The sequence below is a fragment of the Massilia jejuensis genome (genome assembly GCF_042656795.1).
GTDB lineage: Bacteria > Pseudomonadota > Gammaproteobacteria > Burkholderiales > Burkholderiaceae_D > Telluria > Telluria jejuensis.
This window is the reverse complement of record NZ_JBHSMS010000034.1, coordinates 62,420-87,511: the sequence shown is the minus strand read 5'-3', so window position 1 is coordinate 87,511 and position 25,092 is coordinate 62,420. Positions and strand designations below refer to the sequence as shown.

Here is a 25,092-nt window from a genome sequence, read left to right as displayed (position 1 = left end):
TGCGCGCCCCCGCCAGCGAAACCCGATGCCTTCGAACCGTACCCGCCTGATCCTGAAAACCGCCGCCGCCACCCTGGTGCTGGCCGGACTGGCGGCCGCCGCCGGCGGCGCGCTCGTGCTGCGCGCCGGCTGGTACGACACCACCGCCACGTCGCAGCACCTGCAGCCGGTCCATTCAGTGCTGGAACTGGGCATGCGCTACTCGGTGCGCAATCATTCGAGCGAGGTGAAAGTGCCGCCGCTGGGCGCGCCGCAGCAGGTCGCGCGCGGCGCGCTCGTGTACGCCGCCCATTGCGCCCAGTGCCATGGCGGGCCGGGTTCGGCCCAGGCCAAGCTCGGGCAGAGCATGCAGCCGCTGCCCGGTCCCCTGATCGATGCCGGCGCGCGCTGGCAGCCGCGCGAGCTGTACTGGATCACGAAACACGGCATCAAGATGAGCGGGATGCCGGCCTGGCAGTTCCACATGAGCGACGCCGACCTGTGGGCGGTGGTGGCGTTCATGGGCGTTCTGCCGAGCTTGTCGGCGCGCGATTATGCGCAGGCGACCGGCAGGCCGAACGTGACGGAAACGCCGGCCACGGCGCCGACCACGGCGGGAGCGGTGCAATGAGCGCGCGCCGCCTCGCTGCCGGCCTGCTGCTGGTCCTGCTGGCCGGCTGCCAGGACAAGCCGGCGCCCGCCGGCGTGCAGGGCGACGCCGCGCGCGGCCGCGTCGCGCTGGCCCAGCATGCCTGCCGCGCCTGCCACATGATCCCCGGGATCACCGGTCCCGAGACCTATGTCGGCCGGCCCCTGGTCGACCTGGCCGAGCAGCGCTTCATCGCCGGCAGGCTGCCGAACAACCAGGCCAACCTGGTGCGCTGGATCCGCGATCCGCAATCGATCGACCCCGGTACCGCGATGCCGGCGATGGGCGTGAGCGAACGCGACGCGCTCGACATGAGTGCCTGGCTGCTGGCGCCCGAACGCTAAGGCACTGGTATCATGCGAGCCCTGCCGGGCGCGCCATAGTGGCGCGCTCCCAGGGCAGATCAACAGGAGACAACATGAGATTGGTGCGCTATGGCCGTCCGGGCAAGGAAAAGCCGGGCCTGTTCGACGATGAAGGCCGCCTGCGCGACCTGTCCGGCGTGGTCCAGGATATCGACGCCACGCTGCTGGGCGCGCGCGCGCTGCGCAAGCTGGCCAAGGTCGACGTCAAGACGCTGCCGCTGGTGCGCGGCAATCCGCGCCTGGGCGTGCCGGTCAAGGGCATCGGCAAATTCATCGGCATCGGCATGAACTACGCCGACCACGTGGCCGAAACCGGCGCCGAACTGCCGACGGAACCGGTGTTCTTCACCAAGGCCGTCAGCTGCCTGAACGGCCCGGACGACCCGATCCGGCTGCCGAAAGGGTCCAGGAAAACCGATTGGGAAGTCGAACTCGGCGTCGTGATCGGCACCCGTGCCCAGTACGTGAGCGAGGACGAGGCCCTCGACTTCGTGGCCGGCTACTGCGTCGTCAACGATGTCACCGAACGCGCCTACCAGTTCGAGATGGGCTCGCAATGGGACAAGGGCAAGGGCTGCGACACCTTCGGCCCGGTCGGCCCCTTCCTGGTCACGCGCGACGACGTCCATGACGTGCAGGACCTCGACCTGTACCTGGAGCTGAACGGCAAGCGCATGCAGACCGGGAATACCTCGAGCATGATTTTCAGCGTGGCGCAGATCGTCAGCTATGTCTCGCGCTTCATGACCCTGGAGCCGGGCGACATCATCACCACCGGCACCCCGCCCGGCGTGGGCCTGGGGCGCACGCCGCAGCGCTTCCTGAAGAAGGGCGATACGCTGCGCCTGGGGATTGCGGGGCTGGGCGAGCAGCAGGCCGAGGTGGTGGCGTTTCCGAACTAGATGCTGGCGCCGGTCATGGCGCCAGCGCGGCGTCGACCGCGTCGGCCAGCCGCGCCACGATCTCCGACAATTCGCTGGCCGTGACGATGAACGGCGGCGCCAGCAGGACGTGGTCGCCGCGCCGGCCGTCGATCGTGCCGCCCATCGGATAGACCATCAATCCGCGCGCCATGGCTTCCTGCTTGATCGCCGCATGGAGTTTGCGCTCCGGCGCGAACGGTTCCTTGGTCGCGCGGTCCTGCACCAGCTCGATCCCGAGAAGCAGCCCGCGCCCGCGGATATCGCCCACGTGCTCGTGCTTGCCGAAGACGTTGCCCAGCATGCGTTTCAGGGTCGCGCCGCGCTGCTGCACCTGCGCCAGCAGGCCATCGCGCGCGATCACCCGCTGCACCGCCAGGGCAGCGGCGGCCGCCACCGGATGGCCGATACAGGTGTGGCCGTGCAGGAAGCTGCCGCTGCCATGGCGCAGGCGTTCGACGATCGCGCCCTGGGCCAGCACCGCGCCGACGGGCTGGTAGCCCGCGCCCAGCCCCTTGGCCACGGCGACGATGTCGGGCGCCACGCCATCCTGCTCGATCGCGAACATGGTGCCGGTGCGGCCCATCCCGCACATCACCTCGTCGGCGATGAAGAGGATGCCGTAACGGTCGCAGAGCGCGCGCACGCCCTTGAAATAGCCGGGTGTCGGGGGAATGGCGCCGCCGGTGGCGCCCACCACCGGCTCGGCCACGAAGCCGATCACCTTGTCCGGTCCGGCCTTGATGATCGCCGTTTCCAGTTCGTCCAGCAGCGCGGCGGTGTATTCGTCGACGCTCTGGCTGTCGCGGCGGTCGCGGTAGGCGTAGCAGGGCGCCACGCGCGGCACCTGCATCAGGAGCGGCGCGAAGGGCTTGCGGCGCCACTCGTTGCCGCCGACGGCCAGGGCGCCGAGGGTGTTGCCGTGATAGCTCTGGCGCCGCGCGATGAACACCGAGCGCCGTTCGTCGCCGCCCTCGACGAAATACTGGCGGGCCAGCTTGAGGGCCGTCTCCATTGCTTCCGACCCGCCCGACACCAGGTAGACCGCGTCGATGCCGGCCGGGGCGCGCGCGACCAGGGTCTCGGCCAGCTCCTCGGCCACGTCGGTGGTGAAGAAGGCCGTATGCGCGTAGGCGCAGCGGTCGATCTGGCGGTGCATGGCGGCGAGCACGTCGGGATGGCCATGGCCGAGCGAGGAGACGGCCGCGCCGCCGCTGGCGTCGAGATAGGCACGCCCGGCGCTGTCGACGACCGTGATGCCCGATGCGCTGACGGCATGCGGCGGCGTCTGGCGCAAACTGCGGTGGATGATGTGGCTCATGACTTTCCCTCCGGCAAAAAGTTGACGGTTGACAATAAGCTTGCCGGCGCCGGATTCCTTTGATCTTTGACGGAAGCTGTGCGAATATTTTTCCAGTCAGACACTTCTGCGACGCCGACCATGACCGACCGCCTCCGCCCGATTCCCCCGCACGAGATGACCGAGGCCCAGCGCCGCGCCGCCCAGGCCGTGATCGAAGGCCCGCGCGGCGCGCTCTACGGCCCTTTCGTGCCCTTGCTGCGCAGTCCCGAACTATTGGAAAACGCGCAGCGCATGGGCGAATACCTGCGCTACCGCAGCGCGATCGGGATCAGGTTGTCGGAACTGGCGATCCTGGTCACGGCGCGCCAGTGGAACCAGGGGGTCGAATGGGCGATCCATGCGCCGATCGCGGCCCAGGTGGGCGTGCCGCCGAACGTGATCGATGCGATCGCGCGGCGCGAGCGGCCCGCGGGGATGCTGGTGGACGAATCGGTGGTGCACGACTTCTGCATCGAACTGCACCAGCGCAAGGAAGTCTCGGACCGCACCTATGCCGACGCGGTGGCGCTGTTCGGCGAGCAGGGCGTGGTCGATTTGATGGGATTGAACGGTTACTACACGTTCCTGGCGATGGTGATGAACACGGCGCGCACCGAGATTCCGGTGTCGAGCGCCGCGCCGCTGCCGGACTAGCCTCAGGCCAGCGCTTCCTTCGCTGCCTGTTCCGGCGTCAAGCCGTCATAGAACAGGTCGGTGAACCACTCGACCTCTTCCTCGATATGGTCCTGCGCCTGTTCCTGCGTGGCGCCGCCGGCAACCAGGTGCGCTTCGACTTCGATGCACCAGTTAATCAGCGCCATCGTTTCTTCATCGAGCGCTTCTTCTTTCTTGGCCATGATGGACCTCCAAAAATGAACGGGAGCCGAAGCTCCCGCGGGTGAGGCTTCTTAAGCCAGTACCTTCTTCAGCCACGCCGAGATGTCCTGTACTTCCTCGAAGCAGAGCGAATGCTGCATCGGGTATTCGTGCCACTCGATGGTATAGCCAAGGCTTTCGAGGATGTCGCGCGACTGCTGCGCGCGGATGAACGGCACCACGTGGTCCTGGCGGCCGTGCGCCATGAAGATCGGGGTGTCGATGCTTTCCTCGGTGCGCTCGTGCAGTACTTTTTCGTTGAGCGGCAGGTAGCCCGACAGGCAGAGCATGCCGGCCAGCTTTTCCGGGTGGCGCAGGCCGGTCTGCAGCGTCATCGCGCAGCCTTGCGAGAAGCCGGCCAGGATGATGCGCGAGGCGGGAATGCCGCGCGATTTTTCGCGCGCGATCAGGGCCTCGACGTCGCGCTGCGAGTCGCGCAGGCCGCCTTCGTCCTCGCGGCGCGTGAGGTCGGCGACGCTGATGTCGTACCAGGCGCGCATGACGTAGCCGCCGTTGATCGTCACCGGAATCTGCTTCGCGTGCGGGAACACGAAGCGGATGCCGGGCAGGCCTTTCAGATCGAGCTCGCGCACCAGCGGCACGAAGTCGTTGCCGTCGGCGCCCAGGCCGTGCAGCCAGATGACCGCGACCGTCGGATTCGGCGCGGTTTCGATTTCGATGTTTTGCAGCAGATCGCTCATGCGTTGTCCTGGGGTGAAGGGGCCGGACGCCGGGCCGCGCCCTGGGCCGATTTCGGGCGCCAGGCGGTCGTCACGGCCGGATTGGTTTCCATGTAGGGGCCGCCTATCAGGTCGATGCAATAGGGGACGGCCGCGAAAATGCCGCCGGCGACGACCTTGCCGTCGGCGTCTTTCAACCCTTCCAGCGTTTCCTTGATCGCCTTCGGCTGGCCGGGCAGGTTCATGATCAGCGCCGCGTGGTCCGGCGTTTCGCGGATCACGGCGACCTGGCGCGACAGGATGGCGGTCGGCACGAAGCGCAGGCTGATCTGGCGCATCTGCTCGCCGAAGCCCGGCATTTCCTTGGTGCCGACGGCCAGCGTGGCCTCGGGAGTGACGTCGCGCCGCGCCGGTCCCGTGCCACCGGTGGTCAGCACCAGGTGGCAGCCGGTCACGTCGACCAGTTCGACCAGGGTCTTTTCGATCTGCGTGCGCTCGTCCGGAATCAGGCGCGGCTCGATCCGGTAGGGCGTCGTAATGGCCGAGGCGATCCAGTCCTGCAGCGCAGGGATGCCCTGGTCCTCGTAGACGCCGCCGCTGGCGCGGTCCGAGACCGAGACCAGGCCGATCACCAGTTCCACTTCGTTACTCGTCTGCAGGCTCATCGTCGTCCAGTTCTTCCTCGCTTGGGGCGGCCTTCTTCTTGCTCAAGTCCTTCAAAATCTGGAACAGCTCGCGGAAAGCCTTCGGCGGCTTCGACTCGAGCTGCTCCTTGCGCGCGTTGCGGATCAGCGTGCGCAGGTGCTGCACGTCGAGTTCGGGATTCTCTTCCAGCAGCTGGGTCAGTGCCTTGTCGTCGGAAAGGAGCTTGTCGCGGCGGCGTTCGAGCGCGTGCAGCGCGGCCGTTTCGGCCTTCGAGGCGCCTTTCCAGCTGTCGATGGTGCGCTGGATGACGGCCACTTCCTCTTCGGTCAGGGTACGCATCTTCTTGCCGACGAACTGCAACTGGCGGCGCCGTCCTTCGTGGTTGGTGATGGTCTGGCACATCAGGATCGCGTCCTTGACGTCTTCCGGCATCGGCACCCGCTTGACGCGGTCGCGCGGCTCGGCAACGAGTTGCGCGCCGAGTTTCTGCAACTCGTCCATCTGGCGCTTGAGCTCAGATTTGGAAGGGCGTTCGTATTCTTGCTCGAACTCGTTGGACTGGAAGCCCACCGAGCCGCGGTTTGGATTTGGCATGATATGGATTGATCCGATTGGCGCTGAGCCGATCAGTAAAAACAGTAAACGGCTGCTATGATAACTGTTTTAGGGCTCGCACAAAAAAACACGATATGAACAGCTCCGTATTCACCCACACCCAGGACCAGTTGAAAGCGCTGGCCAAGAGCGTACTCGCCTTTGCCCAGGAACAGGGCGCGACCGATGCGTCGGTCGAAATCAGCGAGGGGAGCGGGCTGTCGGTGTCTGTACGTCGCGGCAAGATCGAGACCATCGAACAGAACAAGGACAAGGGCATCGGCGTCACCGTCTACGCCGGCCAGCGGCGCGGCAACGCGAGCACCTCCGACTTCTCCGAAACCTCCCTGCGCGCCACGGTGGAGGCGGCCTGGAACATCGCCCGTTTCACCGCCGAGGACGACGCGGCCGGCCTGCCCGACGCCGACATGCTCGAGATGAACCCGCGCGACCTGCGCCTGTGCTACCCGTGGCAGATCTCCACCGAAGAAGCCGTGGAACTGGCGCAGCGCTGCGAGAACGCGGCCTTCGAAGTCGATCGCCGCATCACCAACAGCGAAGGCGCCAGCGTCTACGTGCAGCAGTCGCATTTCGTCGCCGCCAACACGCGCGGCTTCATCGGCGGCTATCCGTTCTCGCGCCACACGATGTCGATCGCGCCGATCGCCGGCAAGGGCAGCAAGATGCAGCGCGACGACTGGTACACGTCGGCGCGCGACCCGGCGAAACTGGCCAAGCCTGAAGCGGTGGGCCGCTACGCCGCCGAGCGCGCGCTGGCGCGCCTGAACGCCCGCAAGCTCGATACGCTCACCTGCCCGGTGCTGTTCGAGGCGCCCCTGGCCGCCGGCCTGGTGGGCGCCTTCGTGCAGGCCGTATCGGGCGGCGCGCTCTACCGCAAATCGAGTTTTCTCCTCGATACGCTCGGCAAGCAGGTCTTCCCGCGCCATATCCAGGTCATGGAAGACCCGCACGTGATCGGCGAGGTCGGCTCGTCTCCCTTCGACGAAGAAGGCGTGCGCACCGTGCGCCGCAAGGTCATCGACAGCGGCGTGCTGCAGGGCTACTTCCTCGGTTCGTACTCGGCCCGCAAGCTCGGCATGCAAACCACCGGCAACGCCGGCGGCGCGCACAACCTCAGCTTCACATCGAGCGAGACCACGCTGGCCGACGACTTCGAAGGCATGCTGCGCAAGATGGGCACGGGCTTGCTGGTCACGGAACTGATGGGGCAGGGCGTGAACTACGTCACCGGCGACTATTCGCGCGGCGCCTCGGGCTACTGGGTCGAGAACGGCGTCATCCAGTACCCGGTCGAGGAGATCACGATCGCGGGCAACATGCGCGAGATGTTCGGCCAGATCGTCGGCGTCGGCAACGACGTGCTCGCGCGCGGCAACAAGTCCACAGGCTCGATCCTCATCGAAAAGATGGTCGTCGCAGGTAATTAAACAAGGATTTCCATGAGCCGTTTCATCCGCATCGACAAAGACAACAACCCGAAAAAGGCCGTGCTGCTGAACCTCGACCTGGTGGCCTCGGTCGAGCTGTCCCCCCAGTCCGACCTGCTCAGCTCAGCCGACGAAAAGCGCGTCTATGCCAGCTGCCTGGCGCACGACAAGACCGTGATCGCCACCGTCCACTTCGACACCGTCGACGATGCGCATGCATGGCTGGAAAAGAACCTGGGCGTACAACTGTAGGACCGTCGCGGCGGATACCTGGACCCGGTGTTTAACCGGCCGCCGTTTCGCTGCCGACCTTGTACAAGGCGCGCTCCACCGTCGCCGCCAGCTCGGCCAGCTGGAAGGGTTTGCGCAGCAGCATATCGTCCCCGATCACCTGCTCGATCGCCTTCATGTCGGCGTAGCCGGTGGCGATGATCATCGGTACGCCGGGCAGCGTTTCGCGGGCGCGCATCACCAGCTCGGCGCCGGTAATGCCGGGCATCAGGTAGTCGGTGATGATCAGGTCGGGCGCCGCGCGCTTGAGTTCCTGCAAGCCCGCTTCGCCGTTCGGCGCCTGCGCTACCGTGTGGCCGAGCGCTTCGAGCGATTCGACCATCGATTCGCGCACGAAATCGTCGTCCTCGACCACCAGGATGCGCACGCCGGGGCGCGGCGTGGCGGCAGCCGCGGATGCGATTACGGGCAGGGCGTCGCCGGCGCCGCCGGCCGCGCGCAGCCAGATCTCGACCGTCGTGCCGACGCCCTGCTCGCTCAGGATGCGCGCCGCGCCGCCGGACTGCTGGGCCATGCCGTAGACCTGGGACAGGCCCAGGCCGGTGCCCTTGCCGACGCCCTTGGTGGTGAAGAAGGGCTCGAACACGCGCGCCGCCACTTCCGGCGGCATGCCTTCGCCGCTGTCGGTGACGGCGATGCGTACATAGTCGCCCGGCGGCAGCAAGCCCTCGGGCGGGCAGGCCGGGCCGGCGCTGAAGCGCAGCTCGCCGCCATTGCTCATGGCGTCGCGCGCATTGATCGCCAGGTTCAGCAGCGCCATCTCCATCTGGTTCATGTCGGCCATCACGCTGGCCGACTCGGCCTCGACGGCAAAGCCCAGGCGAATGCTCGAACCGAGCGAGGTGGCCACCAGTTCGCGCACGCCGTCGAACAGGGTGCCTACCTCGAGCGGACGCAGGTCGAGGCTCTGGTTGCGTGAGAAGGCCAGCAGCTGGCTGGTAAGCTTGCCGCCGCGCTGGCAGGCGCGGCGCGCCACCTCGGCGCGGCCCTTGGCCACCTCGTCCTTCGACATCAGCAGGATCAGGTCCATGCTGCCCTGGACGACGTTGAGCAGGTTGTTGAAATCGTGGGCGATGCCGCCGGTCAGGCGGCCGACCGCTTCCATCTTCTGGAACTGGACCATCGCCTGCTGCACGCGTTCACGCTCGATGACTTCGTTCATCAGGCGGTCGTTGGCCTGGGCCAGCGCGCGCGTGCGCTCCTCGATGCGCGCTTCCAGCGTTTCGTTCAGGTGTACCAGCGCTTCCTGGCTCTGGCGCAGGCTCTCGGCGGTGCGCTCGCGGTCGAGCAGCACGTCGCGCGCCTGGTACTGGCGGCGGCGCGCGCGCAGCACCGACATGGCGGCGCTGCGCAGGGTCTGCGCATTCAGGGGGCGCTCGAGCAGGATCACGTTGCCGAGCTCTCCCAGGCGCGCCCGGGCGCCGTCGGCCGGCAGGCCGATCACCCGGGTGAGCAGGACGACGAAGGGAAAGTCGGACCAGTGCTCCTGCGCCTCCAGCCAGGCGCGCAGGCGCGCCGTGTCGATGCCTTGCAAGGCTTCCTCGGCGACGATGGCCGCGCCGGCGCCGGCGCCGATGGCGTCGACGAAGGCGTCGAAGCTGTCGACCGTTGCGCAGGCGAAGGCGTCGCGCGCCAGCACCGAGCACATGACCTCGGCATCGCGCCCGTGCGGCGCGAAGATGACGATGCGCTCGTCGCGGTCGTCACGCGCCTGCATGCGGGATCGATGCCATCATCGGCGTCGAGCCGTGGTAGCTCGGCAGGCCGCTGAGCACCCCCTCGAAGCCCTCGAGCGGCTCGCCGACGCGCACGCCGTCGCGGCCGAGCTGGAGTTCGTGGATGGTCAGCGCATGGCTCGCGGTGCGGCTCTTGATGACCGTGATCGCGCGGCGCAGGCGCCCGCTCGACTCGAAAAAGCGCAGCAGCACGGTGGTGTCCGAGAGGTAGCTCAGGTCGACGTCGGACCGCACTTCGCCGATCAGGCCGTGCTGGCCCAGCACCAGCAGCGTGGTCACGCCCTGCTGGTTCAAATAGGACAGCAGTTCGTGCATCTGCAGCGTCAGGTACTGCTCGCCCGGCATCGCTTGCAGGTAGGCGTTCAGACTGTCGATGGCGAGGAAGCTGACGCCATGCTGCTCGACGGCGTCGCGCAGCATCTGGGCGAATTCGCCCGGCGACAGCTCGGCCGGGTCGATGTGGTGGATGCGCAACTGGCCGTTATCGACGAAGGGACGCAAGTCCATCCCGAGCGCCAGGCTGCGCGCGAAGAAGGTGCCGAGACCTTCGTCGAACAGGTAGAACGAGGCCGCCTCGCCGCGCCCGAGCGCCGACAGCAGGCAGCGCGCCGTCAGCGTGGTCTTGCCGATGCCGGAAGGGCCGACGATCAGGGTATTCGTGCCGCTGACCAGGCCGCCGCCGAGCAGCTTGTCGAGGCCTGTCGACCCGGTCGAGCGTACCTCCGGCGTGAAGTCGAGCATGTGCTCGGCCGCCACTAGGCGCGGGTACATGGTGATGCCGCCGGTATCGAGCGTGTAGTCGTGGTAGCCGCCACGGAAGCGGATGCCGCGCATCTTGAGGATGTTGACGCGGCGGCGCTCCTTGCCGAATTCCTTGGCGATCTGCTCGAGGCTGATGACGCCGTGGGCGATGCTGTGCAGGTGCTGGTCGGCCTGGCTGGTCTTGTCGTCCAGGAGCAGCACGGTGCAGTTGCGCGCCGCGAAGAATTGCTTCAGGGCCAGGATCTGGCGCCGGTAGCGCAGCGCGTTCTGGGCCAGCAGGCGCATCTCCGACAGGCTGTCGAAGACGACGCGCACCGGTTTCACGCGGTCGACTTCGGCCATCACGTTGCGGGTCGTTTCGCCCAGTTCGACTTCGGACGGGTGGAATACCGACTGCTGGGCGTCGATGTCGAGCGCCATGTCGCTGGCCAGTTCGAACAGGGTCAGCGCCTCGATCGACCAGCCGTGACTGGCCGCGACGGCCCGCAATTCGTCCGAGGTTTCCGACAGCGTGATGTACAGGCCGTGCTCGCCCTTGGCGGCGCCGTCGAGCAGGAACTGCAGGCCGAGCGTGGTCTTGCCGGCGCCCGGCGAACCTTCCACCAGGTACACGCGCTGCGGCGTCAGCCCGCCGCCGAGGATGTTGTCGAGGCCGGCGATTCCGGTCGACAGGCGAAGGGAGGGAGTGGGCTCTGCGGTGCGCAGGGAAGCTGGGGAATTCATGGACACGGCCTATCGATTGACCGGGGCGGTTGCTGCTGCCTGCCGGCGGACGCCGCCGCAAGCCCGACCGGGGTGTTAGCGTTGCCGACGTGTTCGGCAGTGCTGATGACGCGATTATAAAACGATTTGCCGTTGCGCCGCTGGCGCACCCGCTCATCCGGACACATCGAACCGTTTCAAGCGCTGGCCGTAAATTCCCCAAGTGCAATCGACGCCGTCGACCCGGCCGCGCAGGGCCCAGCCGGTGCCGATTTTCTCGACGGTGATGGGGGTGCCGAGTTCCTTGGCCACCTTTTCGGCCCACATGCTGGCCGAGCCCTGGCCCTTGAAGAGTTCCTGGCCGTTATAGATGACGGTGGCGTCGAAGACGGAGGCGGCAAAGACGGTCATGGTGCGTGTTCTTTCAAAATGAGGTCACGCATGCCGGCCCCGGCATGCGTTGCGAGCTTACTTGATCGCGCGGATCGACTGCAGCACCGGCTGCAGCACCGCCGCGCCGAGGCGGGCGCTGCGCGCGCCATCCCAGCCCACCTGCGGGTCCGGGTCGTTGGCGTTGTCCTTGAACGGCAGCTCCAGCGTGAGCGACAGGCAGCCGAAGGCGTGCGTGACGTGGGGCGAACCCATGGTCAGCGTCTCTTCGGTGTAGGGCGAGGCGCCGTAGCCGTGCACGTCCTGGAAGTCCGGACTGGCAATTTTGAAATCGTCGCTGAAGCGCTTCTGCGCGGCGGCCTGCTCGGGCGTGAAGTTCGGGAGCGACTCGCTGCCGGCCACGAACACATAGGGCAGGCCCTCGTCGCCGTGCACGTCCAGGCACAGGTCGACGCCGGTCTCGTGCATCTTCTGCCTGACGAGGAACACTTCCGGGCTGCGTTCCATGGTCGGGTTCAGCCACTCGCGGTTCAGGTTGGCGCCGGCGGCATTCGTGCGCAGGTTGCCGCGCACCGAGCCGTCCGGGTTCATGTTCGGGACCACGTAGAACACCGTTTCCTTGAGCAACTGGCGGCCGAACGGATGGGCCGGATCGAGCAGGGCGTCGAGCATGCCTTCGACGAACCACTCGGCCATCGTCTCGCCCGGATGCTGGCGCGCGATGACCCAGACCTTCTTCTTGTGCTCGGCCGGCTCGCCGATGACGAGCATGTTCAGGTCGCGCCCGTCCACGGTCGAGCCCAGGTCGAGCATGCGCACGTGCTCGCTCATCTGGGCGCGGTCGAGCAGTTCCAGGTGGCGTTCCCACGAATACGGCTCGAAATAAGCGTAGTAGACGCTGTCCATGCCCGGCGTGTGCGCGATCGTCATGACTTGGCCGTCGAACGAAGTCGGCACCCGGAACCAGTTGACGCGGTCGTAGCTGGCCATCGCGTTGTAGTCTTCCCAGCCGGCCGGGTAGGCCGCCTGGCCGGCGTTGAGCAGGCGCATCGTACAGGCCTGGCCTTGCGCGCCCTGCAGGCGGAAGTAGAACCACTGGGTGATGTCGGCGTGCGAATCCTTGCGGATGTTCAGGTCGATAGCGCTGGCGCTCGTGGCGTTCACGATCTCGATGGCGCCAGCGTCGAACTGGCTGCTGATCTTGATAGACATGGTGTGTCCCGTAGAAGGCGTAAAGCCGAGATCATACCAACTTATGCGACCCGCAATCCCCCGAAACGCCGATAAAACGCGTCATCGGCCGCGGGCGCGGCCGGATCCTCGCGCCGCAATACCGCATCGATGTGCACCTCGGCCTGCGCGTACACCATCAAATACACGGCACGCGCGAGCGCGTACGCATCCGACCCCGGCCACGGATCGGGCAGCAGCTCGAGCGGCAGCATCGGATCGTGCAGCTGCAGCCGCCGGTACGCATGAATCAGCAACGAGCGGATCGCGAACGCGTCCGCCGGCGCCGGCGCGGGCGAGGCGCGCAGCAAGTCCAGCAACGGCGTGTACTGCGCGATGAACCCCTGGTAACTGCGCGCCACCGTGCGCAAGTCCCAGGCTTCACCGACGAGTTCCTGCAAGGGCCGCGAACCGACCTGGGGCAGCTCGGCCGCGCTGAGCACGAACACGCGCCCGGCCGCGCCGGTGCGCTGCAAGGCGTCGCGCAAGCCGTCGGCGTCGGCGCCCGGATGGGCCAGCAGGCCCGGCCCCAGCATCGCGAAGCCTTCCCACTCCAGCTCCTTGCGCACCGCGGTGCGCACGTCGCCGTCGATGCTGCCGTTGGGCGCCAGCGCCAGCGCCAGCGTCCAGCGGCCGTCCCAGTGCAGGCCGGGCGGGGCATAGATGCGGCGGTCGGCGCGCTGGAAACGCGGCAGCGAGGTCGCATCGAAGCCGTAGCGGCTGCGCCGGCCCTCGCGGCTGGCCGCCAGCCAGCCCTCCTGCACTAGCCGGAACACGCTCGTGCGCACCAGGCGGTCGGTCACGCCGAGCGGGGCCAGCAACTCGATCAGGCTGCCCAGCCAGGCCGCGCCGCCATGGGGCGCGATGGCGTCGCCCATGACCGTCATCACCAGCGATTTCGAGCGCGGCGGCTCCTGGGCGAGGGCGTCGGCTATCCACGCGTCGCCAGTCAAATGGTCCATGTAATCCCGTCGTCGAGGGCAATCGATATGATTCAAAATTATGGTGTACATCTCGTTTTCTGTATCGTATTATTGTTGGACGATGTTTGCAATGGGGGACTGACCATGTACGCGCAATTGGTGGAGACGGGCCTGAAAAAGGTACAGACAGCCGAAGACATGAGTGCCGAGGAGCAAGCCTTCCAGGCCCGGATCGATGCCGGCGTGAAGATCGAAGCGAAGGACTGGATGCCGGACGCCTACCGCAAGACGCTGGTGCGCCAGATCTCCCAGCACGCGCATTCGGAAATCGTCGGCCAACTGCCGGAAGGCAACTGGGTCACGCGTGCGCCGACCCTCAAGCGCAAGTCGGTGCTGCTGGCGAAAATCCAGGACGAAGCCGGCCACGGCCTCTACCTGTACAGCGCCGCCGAAACCCTGGGCGTGTCGCGCGACGAACTGCTCGCGGCCCTGCACGCGGGCAAGGCCAAGTATTCGAGCATCTTCAACTACCCGACCCTGAGCTGGGCCGACATGGGCGCCATCGGCTGGCTGGTCGACGGCTCGGCCATCATCAACCAGATTCCGCTTTGCCGCTGCTCCTATGGCCCCTACGCGCGCGCCATGATCCGCGTCTGCAAGGAAGAGTCCTTCCACGCACGCCAGGGCTACGACATCATGATGAGCCTGGCGAAGGGCACGCCGGAACAGAAGGCGATGGCCCAGGATGCGCTGAACCGCTGGTGGTGGCCGTCGCTGATGATGTTCGGCCCCTCGGACGCCGAATCGGTCAACAGCGCGCAGTCGAGCAAATGGCGCATCAAGCTGTTCTCGAACGACGAGCTGCGCCAGCGCATGGTCGACCAGACCGTGCCGCAAGCCGAATACCTCGGCCTGACGGTGCCCGACCCGGACCTGAAGTTCAATGCCGAGACCGGCCACTACGTATTCGGCGAGATCGACTGGAGCGAATTCCACGACGTCCTCAAGGGCAACGGCCCCTGCAACCGCGAGCGCCTGCGCACCCGGGTCAAGGCCTGGGACGACGGCGCATGGTTCCGCGACGCGCTGGTCGCCCACGCCGACAAGCAGGCCGCCAAGAAAGCGGCTGCGTGAACGTGGTACGCACGCAGCGTGGTACGCACGCAGCGACAGCCGGCGGCACGCGCACGCCGATAAAAAAACCGACACACCGGAGAAGCACCATGAGCAAAGAATGGCCCCTGTGGGAAGTATTCATCCGCAGCCAGCACGGCCTGGCCCACAAGCATGTCGGCAGCCTGCACGCCCCTGACGCCGCAATGGCCGTCAACAACGCGCGCGACGTCTACACGCGCCGCAACGAAGGCGTCTCGATCTGGGTCGTGCGCGCCGCCGACATCGTCGCTTCCAGCCCGTCCGACAAGGAAGCCCTGTTCGAGCCCGCCAACAGCAAGGTCTACCGCCACCCGACCTTCTTCCCGATGCCGGAAGAAGTCAAGAACCTGTAAGCCAAGGTGGAGATTGAACTCGTGGACGCGAACATCGACTACCTTCTGCGCCAGGGCGACAACGCCCTGATCCTCTCGCAACAGCTCAGTCAGCTGTGCGGCAAGGGCCCGGCGCTGGAAGAAGACATGGCCCTGACCAACGTCGCCCTCGACCTGCTCGGCCAGACGCGCATGTGGCTGGCCTATGCGGGCGAACTGGAAGGCAAGGGCCGCGACGAAGACAAGCTGGCCTACCACCGCGACGCCGGCCAATGGCGCAATGTCCTGCTGGTCGAGCAGCCCAACGGCAGCTATGCCGAGACGATGACGCGCCAGTTCCTGTTCGATACCTGGCATTACTTCCTGATGCAGGGCCTGCTGAAGTCGAGCGACCCGCGCATCGCGGACATCGCCGAAAAATCGTTCAAGGAAGTCACGTACCACCTGCGCCGCAGCGGCGACCTGATGGTGCGCCTGGGCGACGGCACCGATGTCAGCCACGCGAAAATGCAGGCGGCCCTGGACGACCTCTGGATGTACAGCGGCGAAGTGTTCCTCTACGACGACATCGACAATGCGATGGTCGAACAGGGCGTCGCCCCGCGCTCGGAAGACCTGCGCGCCGCCTTCCTCGAGCACGTCGGCGAGATCCTGGCCGAGGCGACCTTGACGATGCCGTCGCCGGACGCCTGGATGCAGCGCGGCGGCAAGGCGGGACGCCACAGCGAACACCTCGGCTTCATCCTGGCCGAGATGCAGTTCCTGCAGCGCGCCTATCCCGGCGCCGAGTGGTAATGAAGGCCACGCAGGCCACGCTCGAGCAGGTCTGGTCCTGGCTCGCCGAAGTGCCGGACCCCGAGATCCCGGTGATCTCGGTGGTCGACCTGGGCATCGTGCGCGACGTCGCCTTCGAGGGCGAGGAGTGCGTGGTGACGATCACGCCGACCTATTCCGGCTGCCCGGCGATGCAGGTCATCGGCGAAGCCGTCCTCGCAGCCCTGCACGCGCATGGCCTCGCCAGGGTGCGGCTGGTGAACCGGCTTTCTCCCGCCTGGACCACCGACTGGATGAGCCAGAGCGGCAAGGCGGCCTTGACCGGCTACGGCATCGCGCCGCCGGTGCAGCAGGCGATCGATGTCAGCGGCCTGCGCAACGGCGTCAAGCGCGGCAGCTTCGTCGAGCCGCAAGTGCGCTGCCCGAACTGCGGCTCGCAGCACACGCAACTGACCAGCCAGTTCGGCTCGACCCCGTGCAAGGCGCTCTACAAATGCCTGGACTGCCGCGAACCCTTCGATTACTTCAAGTGCCATTGAGCAGACCGTATGAGCAGACCATGAGCAAATTCTATCCACTCACCGTGGCCAAGGTGAAGCACGAGACGCGCGACGCCGTTTCCCTGACGTTTGCCGTGCCGCCGGAACTGAAATCGACCTTCGCCTACCAGCAGGGCCAGCACCTGACGCTGCGCGCCATGATCGACGGCGAGGATGTGCGCCGCTCCTACTCGATTTGCTCGGCCGTGCAGGACGACTTGCTGCGCGTGGCCATCAAGCGCACGCCCGGCGGCCTGTTCTCGAGCTGGGCCAACGCGCACCTGGCGCCCGGCGCCACGCTCGACGTGATGCCGCCGATGGGCCACTTCAACGTGCCGCTCGACCCGGACAGCGAGCGCCACTACCTGGCCTTTGCCGCCGGCAGCGGCATCACCCCGATCCTGTCGATCGTCAAGACCACCTTGCTGGCCGAGCCGAAGAGCCGTTTCACGCTCGTCTACGGCAACCGCGCCTCCTCGTCCGTCATCTTCCGCGACGAGCTGAGCGAACTGAAAGACGTCTACATGGGCCGTCTGAAACTCGTCTACGTGATGAGCCGCGAGCAGCAGGACATCGACCTGTTCAACGGCCGCATCACCGGCGAGAAGTGCAGCGCCTTCCTGAAGCACTGGATCGACGCCGCGGACATCGACATCGCCTTCATCTGCGGCCCGGAAGAGATGATGCACGGGGTCTCCAGGTCGCTGCAGGAGGCCGGCATGGCCAAGGAAAAGATCCGCATCGAGCTGTTCGCCGCCAGCATCCCGACGGGCGAGCACAAGCCGCGCCCGGTGGCCGAGGGCGCCCACCGGCAGACGGAAGTGACGGTGATCATGGACGGCAGCGCCGCCAGCTTCACGATGGACAAGGACAAGGAATCGATCCTCGACGCAGGCCTGCGCGCCGGCATCGACATGCGCTACGCCTGCAAGGGCGGCGTCTGCTCGACCTGCCGCTGCAAGGTCGTCGAAGGCAATGTCGAGATGGACGTGAACTACGCGCTGGAAGACTATGAAGTCGCGCGCGGTTTCGTCCTTTCCTGCCAGGCCTTCCCGATCACCGACACCGTCGTCGTCGATTTCGACCAGCACGAATAACGCATCAACCAACCAAGCCGGAGGAGACACCATGCGCTACGAATCGATCCTGTTCGCGATTGAAAACGGGGTCGCCGTGCTGACCCTGAACCGCCCCGAGCGCCTGAACAGCTTTACCCAGGCCATGCACCTGGAAGTGCGCGACGCGCTCGACACGCTGCAAGCGGACCGGTCGGTGCGCGTGCTGGTGCTGACCGGCGCCGGCCGCGCCTTCTGCGCCGGCCAGGACCTGGGCGACCGCGCGGTCACCCCCGGCGCGCCCGGCGTCGACCTGGGCGAATCGGTCGAAAAATTCTACGCGCCGCTGGTGCTGATGCTGCGGTCGCTGCCGATGCCCGTCATCTGCGCCGTCAACGGCGTGGCCGCCGGCGCCGGCGCCAATCTGGCGCTGGCCTGCGACATCGTGCTGGCCGCGAAATCGGCCAGCTTCATCGAAGCCTTCTGCAAGCTCGGCCTGATCCCCGACACCGGCGGCACCTGGCATTTGCCGCGCCTGGTCGGCCAGGCGCGCGCCACGGGCCTGGCCATGCTGGGCGAGAAACTCCCGGCCGAAAAAGCCGAGCAATGGGGCCTGATCTGGCGCGCGGTCGAGGATGAAACCCTGATGACCGAAGCGATGGTCATGGCCACCCACTTCGCCAGCGCCCCGACCAAGGGCCTGGCCTTCACCAAGAAGGCGCTGCAGGCAAGCTACGCCAACACCCTGCCGGAGCAGCTGAAACTGGAAGGCGAGATGATGCGCGAACTCGGCTACAGCCACGACTACCGCGAAGGCGTCGCCGCCTTTATCGCCAAGCGCCCGGCGCAGTTCAAGGGAGAATGAGCATGCGCGCACTGGCCAAGGGCAGCGTCGTTGCCGTCATCGGCGGCGGCGCCATGGGTCGCGGCATCGCACAAGTGGCGGCAAGCAGCGGCCACGAGGTGCGCATCTTCGACACGCGGCCGGATGCGGCCGCCGACGCCGTCGATGCGATCGGCAAGGTGTTCGCGACATTGGTCGGCAAGGGACGCATGGACGCGGCGCAAGCCGGTCCCGCACGCGAGCGCCTGCGGGCCGTCGCGTCGCTGGCGGAACTCAAGGACGCGGCGCTGGCGGTGGAGGCCATCGTCGAGAACCTGGAGGCCAAGCGCCGCCTCTTCGCCGAGCTGGAAGGCATCGTCGACGCCGGCTGCATCCTGGCGACGAACACCTCCTCGATCTCGGTCACGGCGATCGCGGCGGGACTGCGCCACCCGGAACGCCTGGTCGGCATGCACTTCTTCAACCCCGTGCCGCTGATGGCGCTGGTCGAGGTGGTCAGCGGCCTGGCCACGGACCGGGAAGTGGCCGCCACCGTCTACGCCACGGCGCAGGACTGGGGCAAGGACCCGGTGCACGCCAAGTCGTCGCCCGGCTTCATCGTCAACCGCGTGGCCCGTCCTTTCTACGCCGAGGCCCTGCGCCTGCTGCAGGAAAACGCCGCCGACGCGCCGACGCTGGACGCGGTCATGCGCGACTGCGGCGGTTTCCGCATGGGTCCCTTCGAACTGATGGACCTGATCGGCCACGATGTCAATTTCTCGGTCACGCAGTCGGTGCACGCCGCCTATTTCGGCGACCAGCGCTTCACGCCCTCGGTGCTGCAGCAGGAAATGGTGAATGCCGGCTTCCTCGGCCGCAAATCCGGCCGCGGCTTCTACCGCTACGGCGAGGATGCGCCCCAGGCGGTGGCGCAGACCGAGCCGCACGCAGTTCGCCCGCACACGGTGGGCATCAGCGTCGCGCGCGAAGCGGGCCCCAGCGTCCTGGCGCCGATGGAAGCGCGCCTGCTCGCCGCCGGCTTCACGGTCACCCACCGCGAGCCCTTGCAGGGCGCCGAAATGCACGAGGCGCCGGCCTTCCACACCAATGGCGCGGCCATTTTCCTCACCGACGGGCGCAGCGCCACCGAGCGCGCGGCCGCCAACGACCACCCGAACACGGTCGTCTACGACCTCCTGTTCGACCATGCGAAAGCCACGCGCATCGCCCTGGCGCGCGCCGACCAGTGCGGCGAGGAAGCCTACCAGGCCGCCGTCGGCCTGTTCCAGGCGGCCGGCTTCGCCGTCACGCGCCTCGACGACATTCCCGGCATGGCCGTCATGCGCACCGTCGCCATGCTCGCCAACGAAGCGGCCGATGTCGTGCACCAGGGCGTGTGCAGCGCGGCCGCGGTCGACATCGCCATGCGCAAGGGCGTGAACTATCCGCGCGGGCCGCTGGCCTGGGCCGACGCCATCGGCCTGCATCAGGTCGTTACCGTCCTGGACAAGCTCGCCCTGGCCTATGGCGAGGACCGCTACCGCGTCTCGCCGCTACTGCGCCGCAAGCTCGCCGCCAACCCGAATGGAGCCCGTTTTCATGCATAGCGCCCAGCACGGCGACCCCCAGGCCCTGGCCGAACTGGCCGGCAAGACCATGTACGAGCGCGATCCGGCCAGCCAGGCGCTGGGCATGAAGCTCGACGCCATCGGTCCGGGCCATGCGCGCATGTCGATGCGCGTGCGCGCCGACATGCTCAACGGGCACCAGACCTGCCACGGCGGCTTCATCTTCATGCTGGCCGACAGCGCCTTTGCCTTTGCCTGCAACTCGCACAACTTCAACACGGTCGGCGCCGGCTGCACGATCGACTACCTGGCGCCCGGGCGCGAAGGCGACCTGCTGATCGCCGAGGCCGCCGAGCAGGCGCTGGCGGGCAAGACCGGCGTCTACGACGTCACGGTGAAGAACGGGGAGGGGCGCACGATCGCCCTGTTCCGCGGCAAGTCGCACCGCGTCGGCGGGATGGTGGCCGACCTCGCCGCAGCATCAATCCAAAGCTAGAGAAGGAGCTTCAGATGGTCCAACGCACTCCCGCGCCCGGCGAGCTGGAACCGGTCGAACGCGCCAGCCGCGACCAATTGCAGGCACTGCAGCTCGAGCGCCTGCAATGGTCGCTGCAGCACGCGTACGACAACGTGCCGCACTACCGCAAGGCCTTCGATGCAGCAGGTGTCCACCCGAGCGATCTGAAGTCGCTGGCCGACCTGGCCAGATTCCCGTTCACCGAGAAGAAGACCCTGCGCGAGAACTATCCGTTCGGCCTGTTCGCCGTGCCGCGCGAGCAGGTGGTGCGGGTGCACGCCTCCTCCGGCACCACCGGGCGCCCGACCGTGGTCGGCTACACCAGGAAGGACATCGATACCTGGGCCGGCCTGGTCGCACGCTCGATCCGCGCCGCCGGCGGGCGGGCCGGCGACATGGTCCATATCGCCTACGGCTACGGCTTGTTTACCGGCGGCCTGGGCGCCCACTACGGCGCCGAGCGCCTGGGCTGCACCGTGGTGCCGATGTCGGGCGGGCAGACCGAAAAGCAGGTGCAGCTCATTTGCGACTTCGAGCCGTCGATCATCATGGTCACGCCTTCCTACATGCTCAATATTGTCGAGGAATTCAAGCGCCAGGGGCTCGATCCGGCCGCGTCCTCGCTGAAGGTCGGCATCTTCGGGGCCGAACCCTGGACGGAGGAGATGCGGCGCACGATCGAGACCGAGGCGGGGCTCGATGCGGTCGACATCTACGGCCTGTCCGAAGTGATGGGCCCGGGCGTGGCCAGCGAATGCATCGAGAGCAAGGACGGCCCCGTCATCTGGGAAGACCATTTCTATCCCGAGATCGTCGACCCGGACACGGGCGAAGTGCTGCCCGACGGCGCGGAAGGCGAACTGGTTTTCACCTCGCTCACCAAGGAAGCGCTGCCGGTCATCCGCTACCGCACGCGCGACCTGACGCGCCTCCTGGCGCCGACCTCGCGCGCGATGCGCCGCATGGGCCGCATCACGGGCCGCTCGGACGACATGCTGATCATTCGCGGCGTGAACGTGTTCCCGAGCCAGATCGAGGAACGCGTGCTGAAGATGCCGGCACTGGCGCCCCAGTACCAGCTGGTCGTCACGCGCGACGGCCATCTCGACGCGCTGGAAGTGTTCGGCGAGCTGCGCGAGGACACGCACACACAAGACAGCATCGATGCACTGGCGAGAGAACTACGGCACAGCATCAAGACCTATGTCGGCGTGACGGCCAAGGTCACCCTGATGCCGCCGATGGGCATCGAACGCACGCTGACCGGCAAGGCCCGGCGCGTGCTCGACAAGCGTCCGAAGAATACGTGAGAGGAATCCAGGCATGGTCAAGGTCTATGAAATCGACGGCGTGCGCCCGGTCGTGCACCCCACCAGTTATGTGCACCCGACGGCGGTGCTGATCGGCGACGTCATCGTCGGCCCGCGCTGTTACATCGGTCCGCTGGCCTCGCTGCGCGGCGACTTCGGCCGCCTGATCCTGGAAGAGGGCGCCAACGTCCAGGATTGCTGCGTCATGCACGGCTTCGAGGATGGCGAGACGGTCATCGAGGCCGACGGCCACATCGGCCACGGCGCCGTGCTGCATGGCTGCCGCGTGGGCCGCAACGCCATGGTCGGCATGAACGCGGTCGTGATGGACGGCGCCGTGGTCGGCGCGGAATCGATCGTCGCCGCCATGAGTTTCGTGAAGGCCGGCATGGTGATCCCGCCGCGCAGCATGGCGATGGGCACCCCCGCCAGGGTGATGCGCGCGCTGACCGACGACGACGTCGAGTGGAAGAGCTTCGGGACGCGCCAGTACCACCAGCTGACGACGCGCTCGCTCGCCACCATGCGCGAAGTGGAGGCCTATACGGAGGTCGAGCCGAACCGTCCCGCTTTCGATTTCAGTGCCACCGGCGGCCACGCGCCAAAAAAATAATCGGTACGCGGTTGCGGCCCGCGCCGCCCGCCTGTCCACACATCCCGAGGAAACGACATGTCCCAAGCAAGTACCCTGCAAAGCTGGATCGCCGGCCGCTGGATCGGCCAGGAAGCCGCCGCGCCCCTGCACGGCGCCCTGGACGGCCGCCTGGTCTGCCATACCCACGCCGAGAAAATCGACTTCGGCGAAGCCCTCGCCTACGCCCGCAAGACGGGCGTGCCGGGCCTGATGAAGCTCGACTTCCAGACCCGTGCCCAGCGCCTGAAAGCGCTCGCCATGTACCTGATGGAGCGCAAGGAAGCGCTGTACGAGATCTCGCACCTGACCGGCGCCACGCGCGCCGACAGCTGGGTCGACATCGAAGGCGGCATCGGCACCCTGTTCGCCTACGCCAGCATGGGCGGGCGCGAACTGCCGTCCTCGAACGTGCTGCACGAAGGCCCGGCCATCGCCCTCGGCAAGCGCGGCGGCTTCGCCGGCACCCACATCCTGGTGCCGCGCGGCGGCGTCGCGGTGCACATCAACGCCTTCAACTTCCCGATCTGGGGTTTGCTGGAAAAGTTCGCGCCGAGTTTTCTCGCCGCCATGCCCTGCATCGGCAAGCCCGCCACGGCAACGAGCTACCTGACCCATGCGGTCGTGAAAATGATGCAGGAATCGGCGCTGCTGCCGGAAGGCGCCCTGCAACTGGTGATCGGCTCGACCGGCGACCTGCTCGACCGCCTGGGCGGTTTCGATGCCGTCACCTTCACCGGTTCGGCCGACACCGCCGCCAAGCTGCGCGCCAACCCGAACCTGATCCGCGAATCGGTGCCCTTCACGGCCGAGGCGGACTCGCTCAACTGCGCGATCCTGGCCCCGGACGTCACCCCGGGCGACCCCGAGTTCGACCTGTTCGTGAAGGAAGTCGCGCGCGAGATGACCGGCAAGGCCGGCCAGAAGTGCACGGCCATCCGCCGCATCATCGTTCCCGAAACCCGGGTCGAGGCATTGGGCGAACGCCTGCGCGAGCGCCTCTCGAAGATCGTGGTCGGCAATCCGAAGATGGAAGGCGTGCGCATGGGCGCGCTGGCCTCGATGGACCAGCACCGCGACGTCAGCGAACGGGTCGGGATGCTCGCGCGCGGCAACGAAGTCATCTTCGGCGCCCGCGACGGCTTCAACCCGGTGGGCGAGGGCGCGGCGAACGGCGCCTTCTTCGCGCCGACCCTGCTCCTGTGCCGCAACGCGGCCGTCAACACGGCGGTGCACGACATCGAAGCCTTCGGCCCGGTCAGCACCATGATGAGCTACCGGGACATCGACGAAGCGCTGCACCTGGCCGCGCTCGGCAAAGGCAGCCTGGTCACCACGCTGGCCACGAAAGACCCGGCGATCGCGGCGCATGCGGTGCCGGTGGCGGCCGCCTCGCATGGCCGCGTGCTGATCCTGGAGCGCGAAGCGGCGGTCGACTCCACCGGCCACGGCTCGCCGCTGCCGCAACTCAAGCACGGCGGCCCGGGGCGCGCCGGCGGCGGCGAGGAGCTGGGCGGCATCCGCGCCGTCAAACACTTCCTGCAGCGCGCGGCGGTGCAGGGTTCGCCGACGATGCTCGCGGCCGTGACGGGCGAATACGTGCGCGGCGCCGTGGTCAAGGAATCGGACATCCACCCGTTCCGCCGCCATTTCGAAGAGCTCGAAATCGGCCATTCCCTCCTGACGCACCGGCGCACCGTGAGCGAGGCGGACATCGTCAACTTCGGCGGCGTTTCGGGCGACTATTTCTACATGCACTTCGACGAGATCGCCGCGAAGGACACGCAATTCGGCAAGCGCATCGCGCACGGTTACTTCGTGCTGTCGGCCGCGGCCGGCCTGTTCGTGTCGCCGGCGCCGGGTCCGGTGCTGGCCAACTACGGCCTCGACAACCTGCGTTTCGTGGCCCCGGTGGCGATCGGCGACACGATTCGTGCAAGGCTCACCTGCAAGCGCAAGGTCGACCGCAATCGCACGGACGAGCAGGGCCGCGGGCAGGGCGTGGTGGCCTGGGATGTGCAGGTGACGAACCAGAACGGCGACCTGGTGGCAAGTTACGATATCCTGACGCTGGTACAGAAACGCGCTTGAGGCACGGCCCGCCGCGGGAAGGCGGGGTGAGCAGGAGCGGTCCCACAACCGGAAACCACGAGGGCGTGCCGCGCGCCGCCTTCGCGGCCCGCCAACCAGGAAGGATTGAGCATGTCACGGCTAGACCTGAGCAGTATCCCCGTACTGACCGGAACCGCGTATCCGGACCCCTTTGCCGAGATCGTCAACGGGCGCAGCCGGCAAGCGCTGGGCGAAGCCGGCGGCCTCACGCAGTTCGGCGTCAACCTGGTCGAACTCAAGCCCGGCGCCGCTTCCTCGCAGCGCCACTGGCATACCCATGAGGACGAGTTCGTCATGGTCGTATCGGGCGAGCTGACCCTGGTCACCGACGAGGGCGAAACCCTGATGCGCGCCGGCGATTGCGCCGCCTTTCCCGCCGGCCGCCCGAACGGCCACCACCTCGTCAACCGCAGCTGGGGCAACGCCCTGTTCATTGCCGTCGGCCCGCAGCTGGCCGAAGACCGCGCCACCTATCCCGATATCGACCTGATGTACGACGGCGCAACCGAGCGCTACACGCACAAGGACGGCACGCCGTATCCGCAGCGCGACGCCGCCGCGGCAGCCGCACCGCAGCCGCCGACCGAGCAGCACACGCTGACGCCGCGCGTTTATCGCCACGAGTGAATCAGCCCGCGTCACGCGGCGTGGGCCGGTGGCGCATCGCCCTTGCCCGCTTTCGCAGCTGGACATCGACGCGCAGGGGCCCATGCGCGTCGATCGCCCGAACGCGGCCGGCCAGGC

At 67.2% G+C, this 25,092-nt stretch carries 28 protein-coding genes; 18 read left to right on the top strand and 10 right to left on the bottom strand.

Annotated features, from left to right (window positions below):
• Positions 1-25: 25 nt before the first annotated feature.
• From ACFPOU_RS10095 to ACFPOU_RS10085, 3 genes are all read left to right on the top strand, one after another.
• Positions 26-610 (top strand): c-type cytochrome, encoded by a 585-nt coding sequence (locus tag ACFPOU_RS10095; RefSeq protein WP_379720170.1) that lies wholly within the window; start codon positions 26-28, stop codon positions 608-610.
• Complete coding sequence (locus ACFPOU_RS10090; protein ID WP_379720167.1) at positions 607-972, top strand: c-type cytochrome; 366 nt, start codon at positions 607-609, stop codon at positions 970-972. The genes ACFPOU_RS10095 and ACFPOU_RS10090 overlap by 4 nt, the downstream gene beginning before the upstream one ends.
• A gap of 74 nt (positions 973-1,046) precedes the next feature.
• Positions 1,047-1,895, top strand: coding sequence for a fumarylacetoacetate hydrolase family protein (locus tag ACFPOU_RS10085; protein WP_379720164.1), 849 nt, complete (start codon positions 1,047-1,049; stop codon positions 1,893-1,895).
• A gap of 13 nt (positions 1,896-1,908) precedes the next feature.
• On the opposite strand, the gene ACFPOU_RS10080 is transcribed toward ACFPOU_RS10085, so the two are convergent.
• A complete protein-coding gene (locus ACFPOU_RS10080) occupies positions 1,909-3,234 on the bottom strand; it encodes an aspartate aminotransferase family protein (RefSeq protein ID WP_379720161.1) in 1,326 nt (441 codons plus the stop codon).
• Between the two features lie 120 nt (positions 3,235-3,354).
• Between ACFPOU_RS10080 and ACFPOU_RS10075 the strand changes: the two genes are divergently transcribed.
• Entirely contained in the window at positions 3,355-3,909 is a 555-nt protein-coding gene (locus tag ACFPOU_RS10075; RefSeq protein WP_379720158.1) for a carboxymuconolactone decarboxylase family protein, read from the top strand.
• A gap of 2 nt (positions 3,910-3,911) precedes the next feature.
• On the opposite strand, the gene ACFPOU_RS10070 is transcribed toward ACFPOU_RS10075, so the two are convergent.
• Genes ACFPOU_RS10070 through yjgA form a run of 4 tightly spaced genes read right to left on the bottom strand, consistent with a single transcriptional unit; the run spans position 3,912 to position 6,050 of the window.
• On the bottom strand, positions 3,912-4,112 hold the full coding sequence (locus tag ACFPOU_RS10070) for a hypothetical protein (protein ID WP_379720155.1): 201 nt from the start codon (positions 4,110-4,112) through the stop codon (positions 3,912-3,914).
• A gap of 51 nt (positions 4,113-4,163) precedes the next feature.
• Positions 4,164-4,832 carry an alpha/beta hydrolase gene (locus tag ACFPOU_RS10065; RefSeq protein ID WP_379720152.1) on the bottom strand — a complete coding sequence of 223 codons (669 nt, stop codon included), beginning with the start codon at positions 4,830-4,832 and terminating at the stop codon, positions 4,164-4,166.
• Positions 4,829-5,476 (bottom strand): molybdopterin adenylyltransferase, encoded by a 648-nt coding sequence (gene mog / locus ACFPOU_RS10060; RefSeq protein WP_379720149.1) that lies wholly within the window; start codon positions 5,474-5,476, stop codon positions 4,829-4,831. Before mog ends, ACFPOU_RS10065 begins: the two co-directional genes overlap by 4 nt.
• Positions 5,457-6,050 (bottom strand): ribosome biogenesis factor YjgA, encoded by a 594-nt coding sequence (yjgA, locus tag ACFPOU_RS10055; RefSeq protein WP_379720146.1) that lies wholly within the window; start codon positions 6,048-6,050, stop codon positions 5,457-5,459. The genes mog and yjgA overlap by 20 nt, the downstream gene beginning before the upstream one ends.
• Before the next feature lie 95 nt (positions 6,051-6,145).
• Here yjgA and pmbA point away from each other — a divergent pair, with 95 nt between their 5' ends.
• Both pmbA and ACFPOU_RS10045 read left to right on the top strand, forming a co-directional pair.
• A complete protein-coding gene (gene pmbA / locus ACFPOU_RS10050; protein ID WP_379720142.1) occupies positions 6,146-7,498 on the top strand; it encodes a metalloprotease PmbA in 1,353 nt (450 codons plus the stop codon).
• A 12-nt stretch (positions 7,499-7,510) separates the two neighbouring features.
• Positions 7,511-7,750 carry a hypothetical protein gene (locus tag ACFPOU_RS10045; protein ID WP_379720139.1) on the top strand — a complete coding sequence of 80 codons (240 nt, stop codon included), beginning with the start codon at positions 7,511-7,513 and terminating at the stop codon, positions 7,748-7,750.
• A gap of 31 nt (positions 7,751-7,781) precedes the next feature.
• Here ACFPOU_RS10045 and ACFPOU_RS10040 read toward each other — a convergent pair whose 3' ends face one another.
• The 5 genes from ACFPOU_RS10040 to paaX form a co-directional block, all read right to left on the bottom strand.
• On the bottom strand, positions 7,782-9,506 hold the full coding sequence (locus ACFPOU_RS10040) for a response regulator (protein ID WP_379720136.1): 1,725 nt from the start codon (positions 9,504-9,506) through the stop codon (positions 7,782-7,784).
• Positions 9,493-11,010, bottom strand: coding sequence for an ATPase domain-containing protein (locus ACFPOU_RS10035; RefSeq protein ID WP_379720133.1), 1,518 nt, complete (start codon positions 11,008-11,010; stop codon positions 9,493-9,495). The genes ACFPOU_RS10040 and ACFPOU_RS10035 overlap by 14 nt, the downstream gene beginning before the upstream one ends.
• A gap of 153 nt (positions 11,011-11,163) precedes the next feature.
• Entirely contained in the window at positions 11,164-11,400 is a 237-nt protein-coding gene (locus ACFPOU_RS10030; protein ID WP_379720131.1) for a hypothetical protein, read from the bottom strand.
• 57 nt (positions 11,401-11,457) lie between these two features.
• On the bottom strand, positions 11,458-12,591 hold the full coding sequence (locus ACFPOU_RS10025; protein WP_379720128.1) for a M14 family metallopeptidase: 1,134 nt from the start codon (positions 12,589-12,591) through the stop codon (positions 11,458-11,460).
• Between the two features lie 41 nt (positions 12,592-12,632).
• Complete coding sequence (gene paaX / locus ACFPOU_RS10020) at positions 12,633-13,571, bottom strand: phenylacetic acid degradation operon negative regulatory protein PaaX (RefSeq protein WP_379720125.1); 939 nt, start codon at positions 13,569-13,571, stop codon at positions 12,633-12,635.
• A gap of 105 nt (positions 13,572-13,676) precedes the next feature.
• Here paaX and paaA point away from each other — a divergent pair, with 105 nt between their 5' ends.
• From paaA to ACFPOU_RS09960, 12 genes are all read left to right on the top strand, one after another.
• Complete coding sequence (gene paaA, locus ACFPOU_RS10015; RefSeq protein WP_379720122.1) at positions 13,677-14,666, top strand: 1,2-phenylacetyl-CoA epoxidase subunit PaaA; 990 nt, start codon at positions 13,677-13,679, stop codon at positions 14,664-14,666.
• An 89-nt stretch (positions 14,667-14,755) separates the two neighbouring features.
• Complete coding sequence (gene paaB, locus ACFPOU_RS10010; protein ID WP_093556464.1) at positions 14,756-15,040, top strand: 1,2-phenylacetyl-CoA epoxidase subunit PaaB; 285 nt, start codon at positions 14,756-14,758, stop codon at positions 15,038-15,040.
• A 21-nt stretch (positions 15,041-15,061) separates the two neighbouring features.
• Positions 15,062-15,814, top strand: coding sequence for a 1,2-phenylacetyl-CoA epoxidase subunit PaaC (gene paaC / locus ACFPOU_RS10005; protein ID WP_379720119.1), 753 nt, complete (start codon positions 15,062-15,064; stop codon positions 15,812-15,814).
• Entirely contained in the window at positions 15,814-16,332 is a 519-nt protein-coding gene (gene paaD / locus ACFPOU_RS10000; RefSeq protein ID WP_379720116.1) for a 1,2-phenylacetyl-CoA epoxidase subunit PaaD, read from the top strand. The genes paaC and paaD overlap by 1 nt, the downstream gene beginning before the upstream one ends.
• 20 nt (positions 16,333-16,352) lie before the next feature.
• Complete coding sequence (gene paaE, locus ACFPOU_RS09995; RefSeq protein ID WP_379720113.1) at positions 16,353-17,429, top strand: 1,2-phenylacetyl-CoA epoxidase subunit PaaE; 1,077 nt, start codon at positions 16,353-16,355, stop codon at positions 17,427-17,429.
• A gap of 31 nt (positions 17,430-17,460) precedes the next feature.
• Positions 17,461-18,252, top strand: a complete 792-nt coding sequence (gene paaG, locus ACFPOU_RS09990) for a 2-(1,2-epoxy-1,2-dihydrophenyl)acetyl-CoA isomerase PaaG (RefSeq protein WP_379720110.1) — start codon at positions 17,461-17,463, stop codon at positions 18,250-18,252.
• A gap of 2 nt (positions 18,253-18,254) precedes the next feature.
• Positions 18,255-19,817, top strand: a complete 1,563-nt coding sequence (gene paaH, locus ACFPOU_RS09985; RefSeq protein WP_379720107.1) for a 3-hydroxyacyl-CoA dehydrogenase PaaH — start codon at positions 18,255-18,257, stop codon at positions 19,815-19,817.
• A complete protein-coding gene (gene paaI / locus ACFPOU_RS09980; RefSeq protein ID WP_379720104.1) occupies positions 19,810-20,274 on the top strand; it encodes a hydroxyphenylacetyl-CoA thioesterase PaaI in 465 nt (154 codons plus the stop codon). Before paaH ends, paaI begins: the two co-directional genes overlap by 8 nt.
• A 14-nt stretch (positions 20,275-20,288) precedes the next feature.
• Positions 20,289-21,605 (top strand): phenylacetate--CoA ligase PaaK, encoded by a 1,317-nt coding sequence (gene paaK / locus ACFPOU_RS09975; RefSeq protein ID WP_379720101.1) that lies wholly within the window; start codon positions 20,289-20,291, stop codon positions 21,603-21,605.
• A gap of 13 nt (positions 21,606-21,618) precedes the next feature.
• Positions 21,619-22,218, top strand: coding sequence for a phenylacetic acid degradation protein PaaY (locus ACFPOU_RS09970; protein ID WP_379720098.1), 600 nt, complete (start codon positions 21,619-21,621; stop codon positions 22,216-22,218).
• 57 nt (positions 22,219-22,275) lie between these two features.
• The gene (gene paaZ / locus ACFPOU_RS09965; RefSeq protein ID WP_379720095.1) at positions 22,276-24,327 is read left to right on the top strand and encodes a phenylacetic acid degradation bifunctional protein PaaZ; all 2,052 of its coding nucleotides are present in this window, start codon (positions 22,276-22,278) and stop codon (positions 24,325-24,327) included.
• A gap of 111 nt (positions 24,328-24,438) precedes the next feature.
• Positions 24,439-24,975, top strand: coding sequence for a cupin domain-containing protein (locus ACFPOU_RS09960; RefSeq protein WP_379720092.1), 537 nt, complete (start codon positions 24,439-24,441; stop codon positions 24,973-24,975).
• Positions 24,976-25,092: the final 117 nt, after the last annotated feature.

Coding starts and splice junctions, on each gene's coding strand:
- paaD (WP_379720116.1), top strand. CDS start 15,814: ATGAAGGCCACGCAGGCCACGCTCGAGCAGGTCTGGTCCTGGCTCGCC.
- ACFPOU_RS10045 (WP_379720139.1), top strand. CDS start 7,511: ATGAGCCGTTTCATCCGCATCGACAAAGACAACAACCCGAAAAAGGCC.
- paaE (WP_379720113.1), top strand. CDS start 16,353: ATGAGCAAATTCTATCCACTCACCGTGGCCAAGGTGAAGCACGAGACG.
- paaH (WP_379720107.1), top strand. CDS start 18,255: ATGCGCGCACTGGCCAAGGGCAGCGTCGTTGCCGTCATCGGCGGCGGC.
- ACFPOU_RS10080 (WP_379720161.1), bottom strand. CDS start 3,234: ATGAGCCACATCATCCACCGCAGTTTGCGCCAGACGCCGCCGCATGCC.
- ACFPOU_RS10075 (WP_379720158.1), top strand. CDS start 3,355: ATGACCGACCGCCTCCGCCCGATTCCCCCGCACGAGATGACCGAGGCC.
- paaK (WP_379720101.1), top strand. CDS start 20,289: ATGGTCCAACGCACTCCCGCGCCCGGCGAGCTGGAACCGGTCGAACGC.
- paaB (WP_093556464.1), top strand. CDS start 14,756: ATGAGCAAAGAATGGCCCCTGTGGGAAGTATTCATCCGCAGCCAGCAC.
- ACFPOU_RS10025 (WP_379720128.1), bottom strand. CDS start 12,591: ATGTCTATCAAGATCAGCAGCCAGTTCGACGCTGGCGCCATCGAGATC.
- ACFPOU_RS09970 (WP_379720098.1), top strand. CDS start 21,619: ATGGTCAAGGTCTATGAAATCGACGGCGTGCGCCCGGTCGTGCACCCC.
- ACFPOU_RS10040 (WP_379720136.1), bottom strand. CDS start 9,506: ATGCAGGCGCGTGACGACCGCGACGAGCGCATCGTCATCTTCGCGCCG.
- paaG (WP_379720110.1), top strand. CDS start 17,461: ATGCGCTACGAATCGATCCTGTTCGCGATTGAAAACGGGGTCGCCGTG.
- paaX (WP_379720125.1), bottom strand. CDS start 13,571: ATGGACCATTTGACTGGCGACGCGTGGATAGCCGACGCCCTCGCCCAG.
- ACFPOU_RS10085 (WP_379720164.1), top strand. CDS start 1,047: ATGAGATTGGTGCGCTATGGCCGTCCGGGCAAGGAAAAGCCGGGCCTG.
- ACFPOU_RS10070 (WP_379720155.1), bottom strand. CDS start 4,112: ATGGCCAAGAAAGAAGAAGCGCTCGATGAAGAAACGATGGCGCTGATT.
- ACFPOU_RS10030 (WP_379720131.1), bottom strand. CDS start 11,400: ATGACCGTCTTTGCCGCCTCCGTCTTCGACGCCACCGTCATCTATAAC.
- pmbA (WP_379720142.1), top strand. CDS start 6,146: ATGAACAGCTCCGTATTCACCCACACCCAGGACCAGTTGAAAGCGCTG.
- paaI (WP_379720104.1), top strand. CDS start 19,810: ATGCATAGCGCCCAGCACGGCGACCCCCAGGCCCTGGCCGAACTGGCC.
- yjgA (WP_379720146.1), bottom strand. CDS start 6,050: ATGCCAAATCCAAACCGCGGCTCGGTGGGCTTCCAGTCCAACGAGTTC.
- ACFPOU_RS10095 (WP_379720170.1), top strand. CDS start 26: ATGCCTTCGAACCGTACCCGCCTGATCCTGAAAACCGCCGCCGCCACC.
- paaA (WP_379720122.1), top strand. CDS start 13,677: ATGTACGCGCAATTGGTGGAGACGGGCCTGAAAAAGGTACAGACAGCC.
- mog (WP_379720149.1), bottom strand. CDS start 5,476: ATGAGCCTGCAGACGAGTAACGAAGTGGAACTGGTGATCGGCCTGGTC.
- ACFPOU_RS10035 (WP_379720133.1), bottom strand. CDS start 11,010: ATGAATTCCCCAGCTTCCCTGCGCACCGCAGAGCCCACTCCCTCCCTT.
- ACFPOU_RS09960 (WP_379720092.1), top strand. CDS start 24,439: ATGTCACGGCTAGACCTGAGCAGTATCCCCGTACTGACCGGAACCGCG.
- paaZ (WP_379720095.1), top strand. CDS start 22,276: ATGTCCCAAGCAAGTACCCTGCAAAGCTGGATCGCCGGCCGCTGGATC.
- ACFPOU_RS10065 (WP_379720152.1), bottom strand. CDS start 4,832: ATGAGCGATCTGCTGCAAAACATCGAAATCGAAACCGCGCCGAATCCG.
- ACFPOU_RS10090 (WP_379720167.1), top strand. CDS start 607: ATGAGCGCGCGCCGCCTCGCTGCCGGCCTGCTGCTGGTCCTGCTGGCC.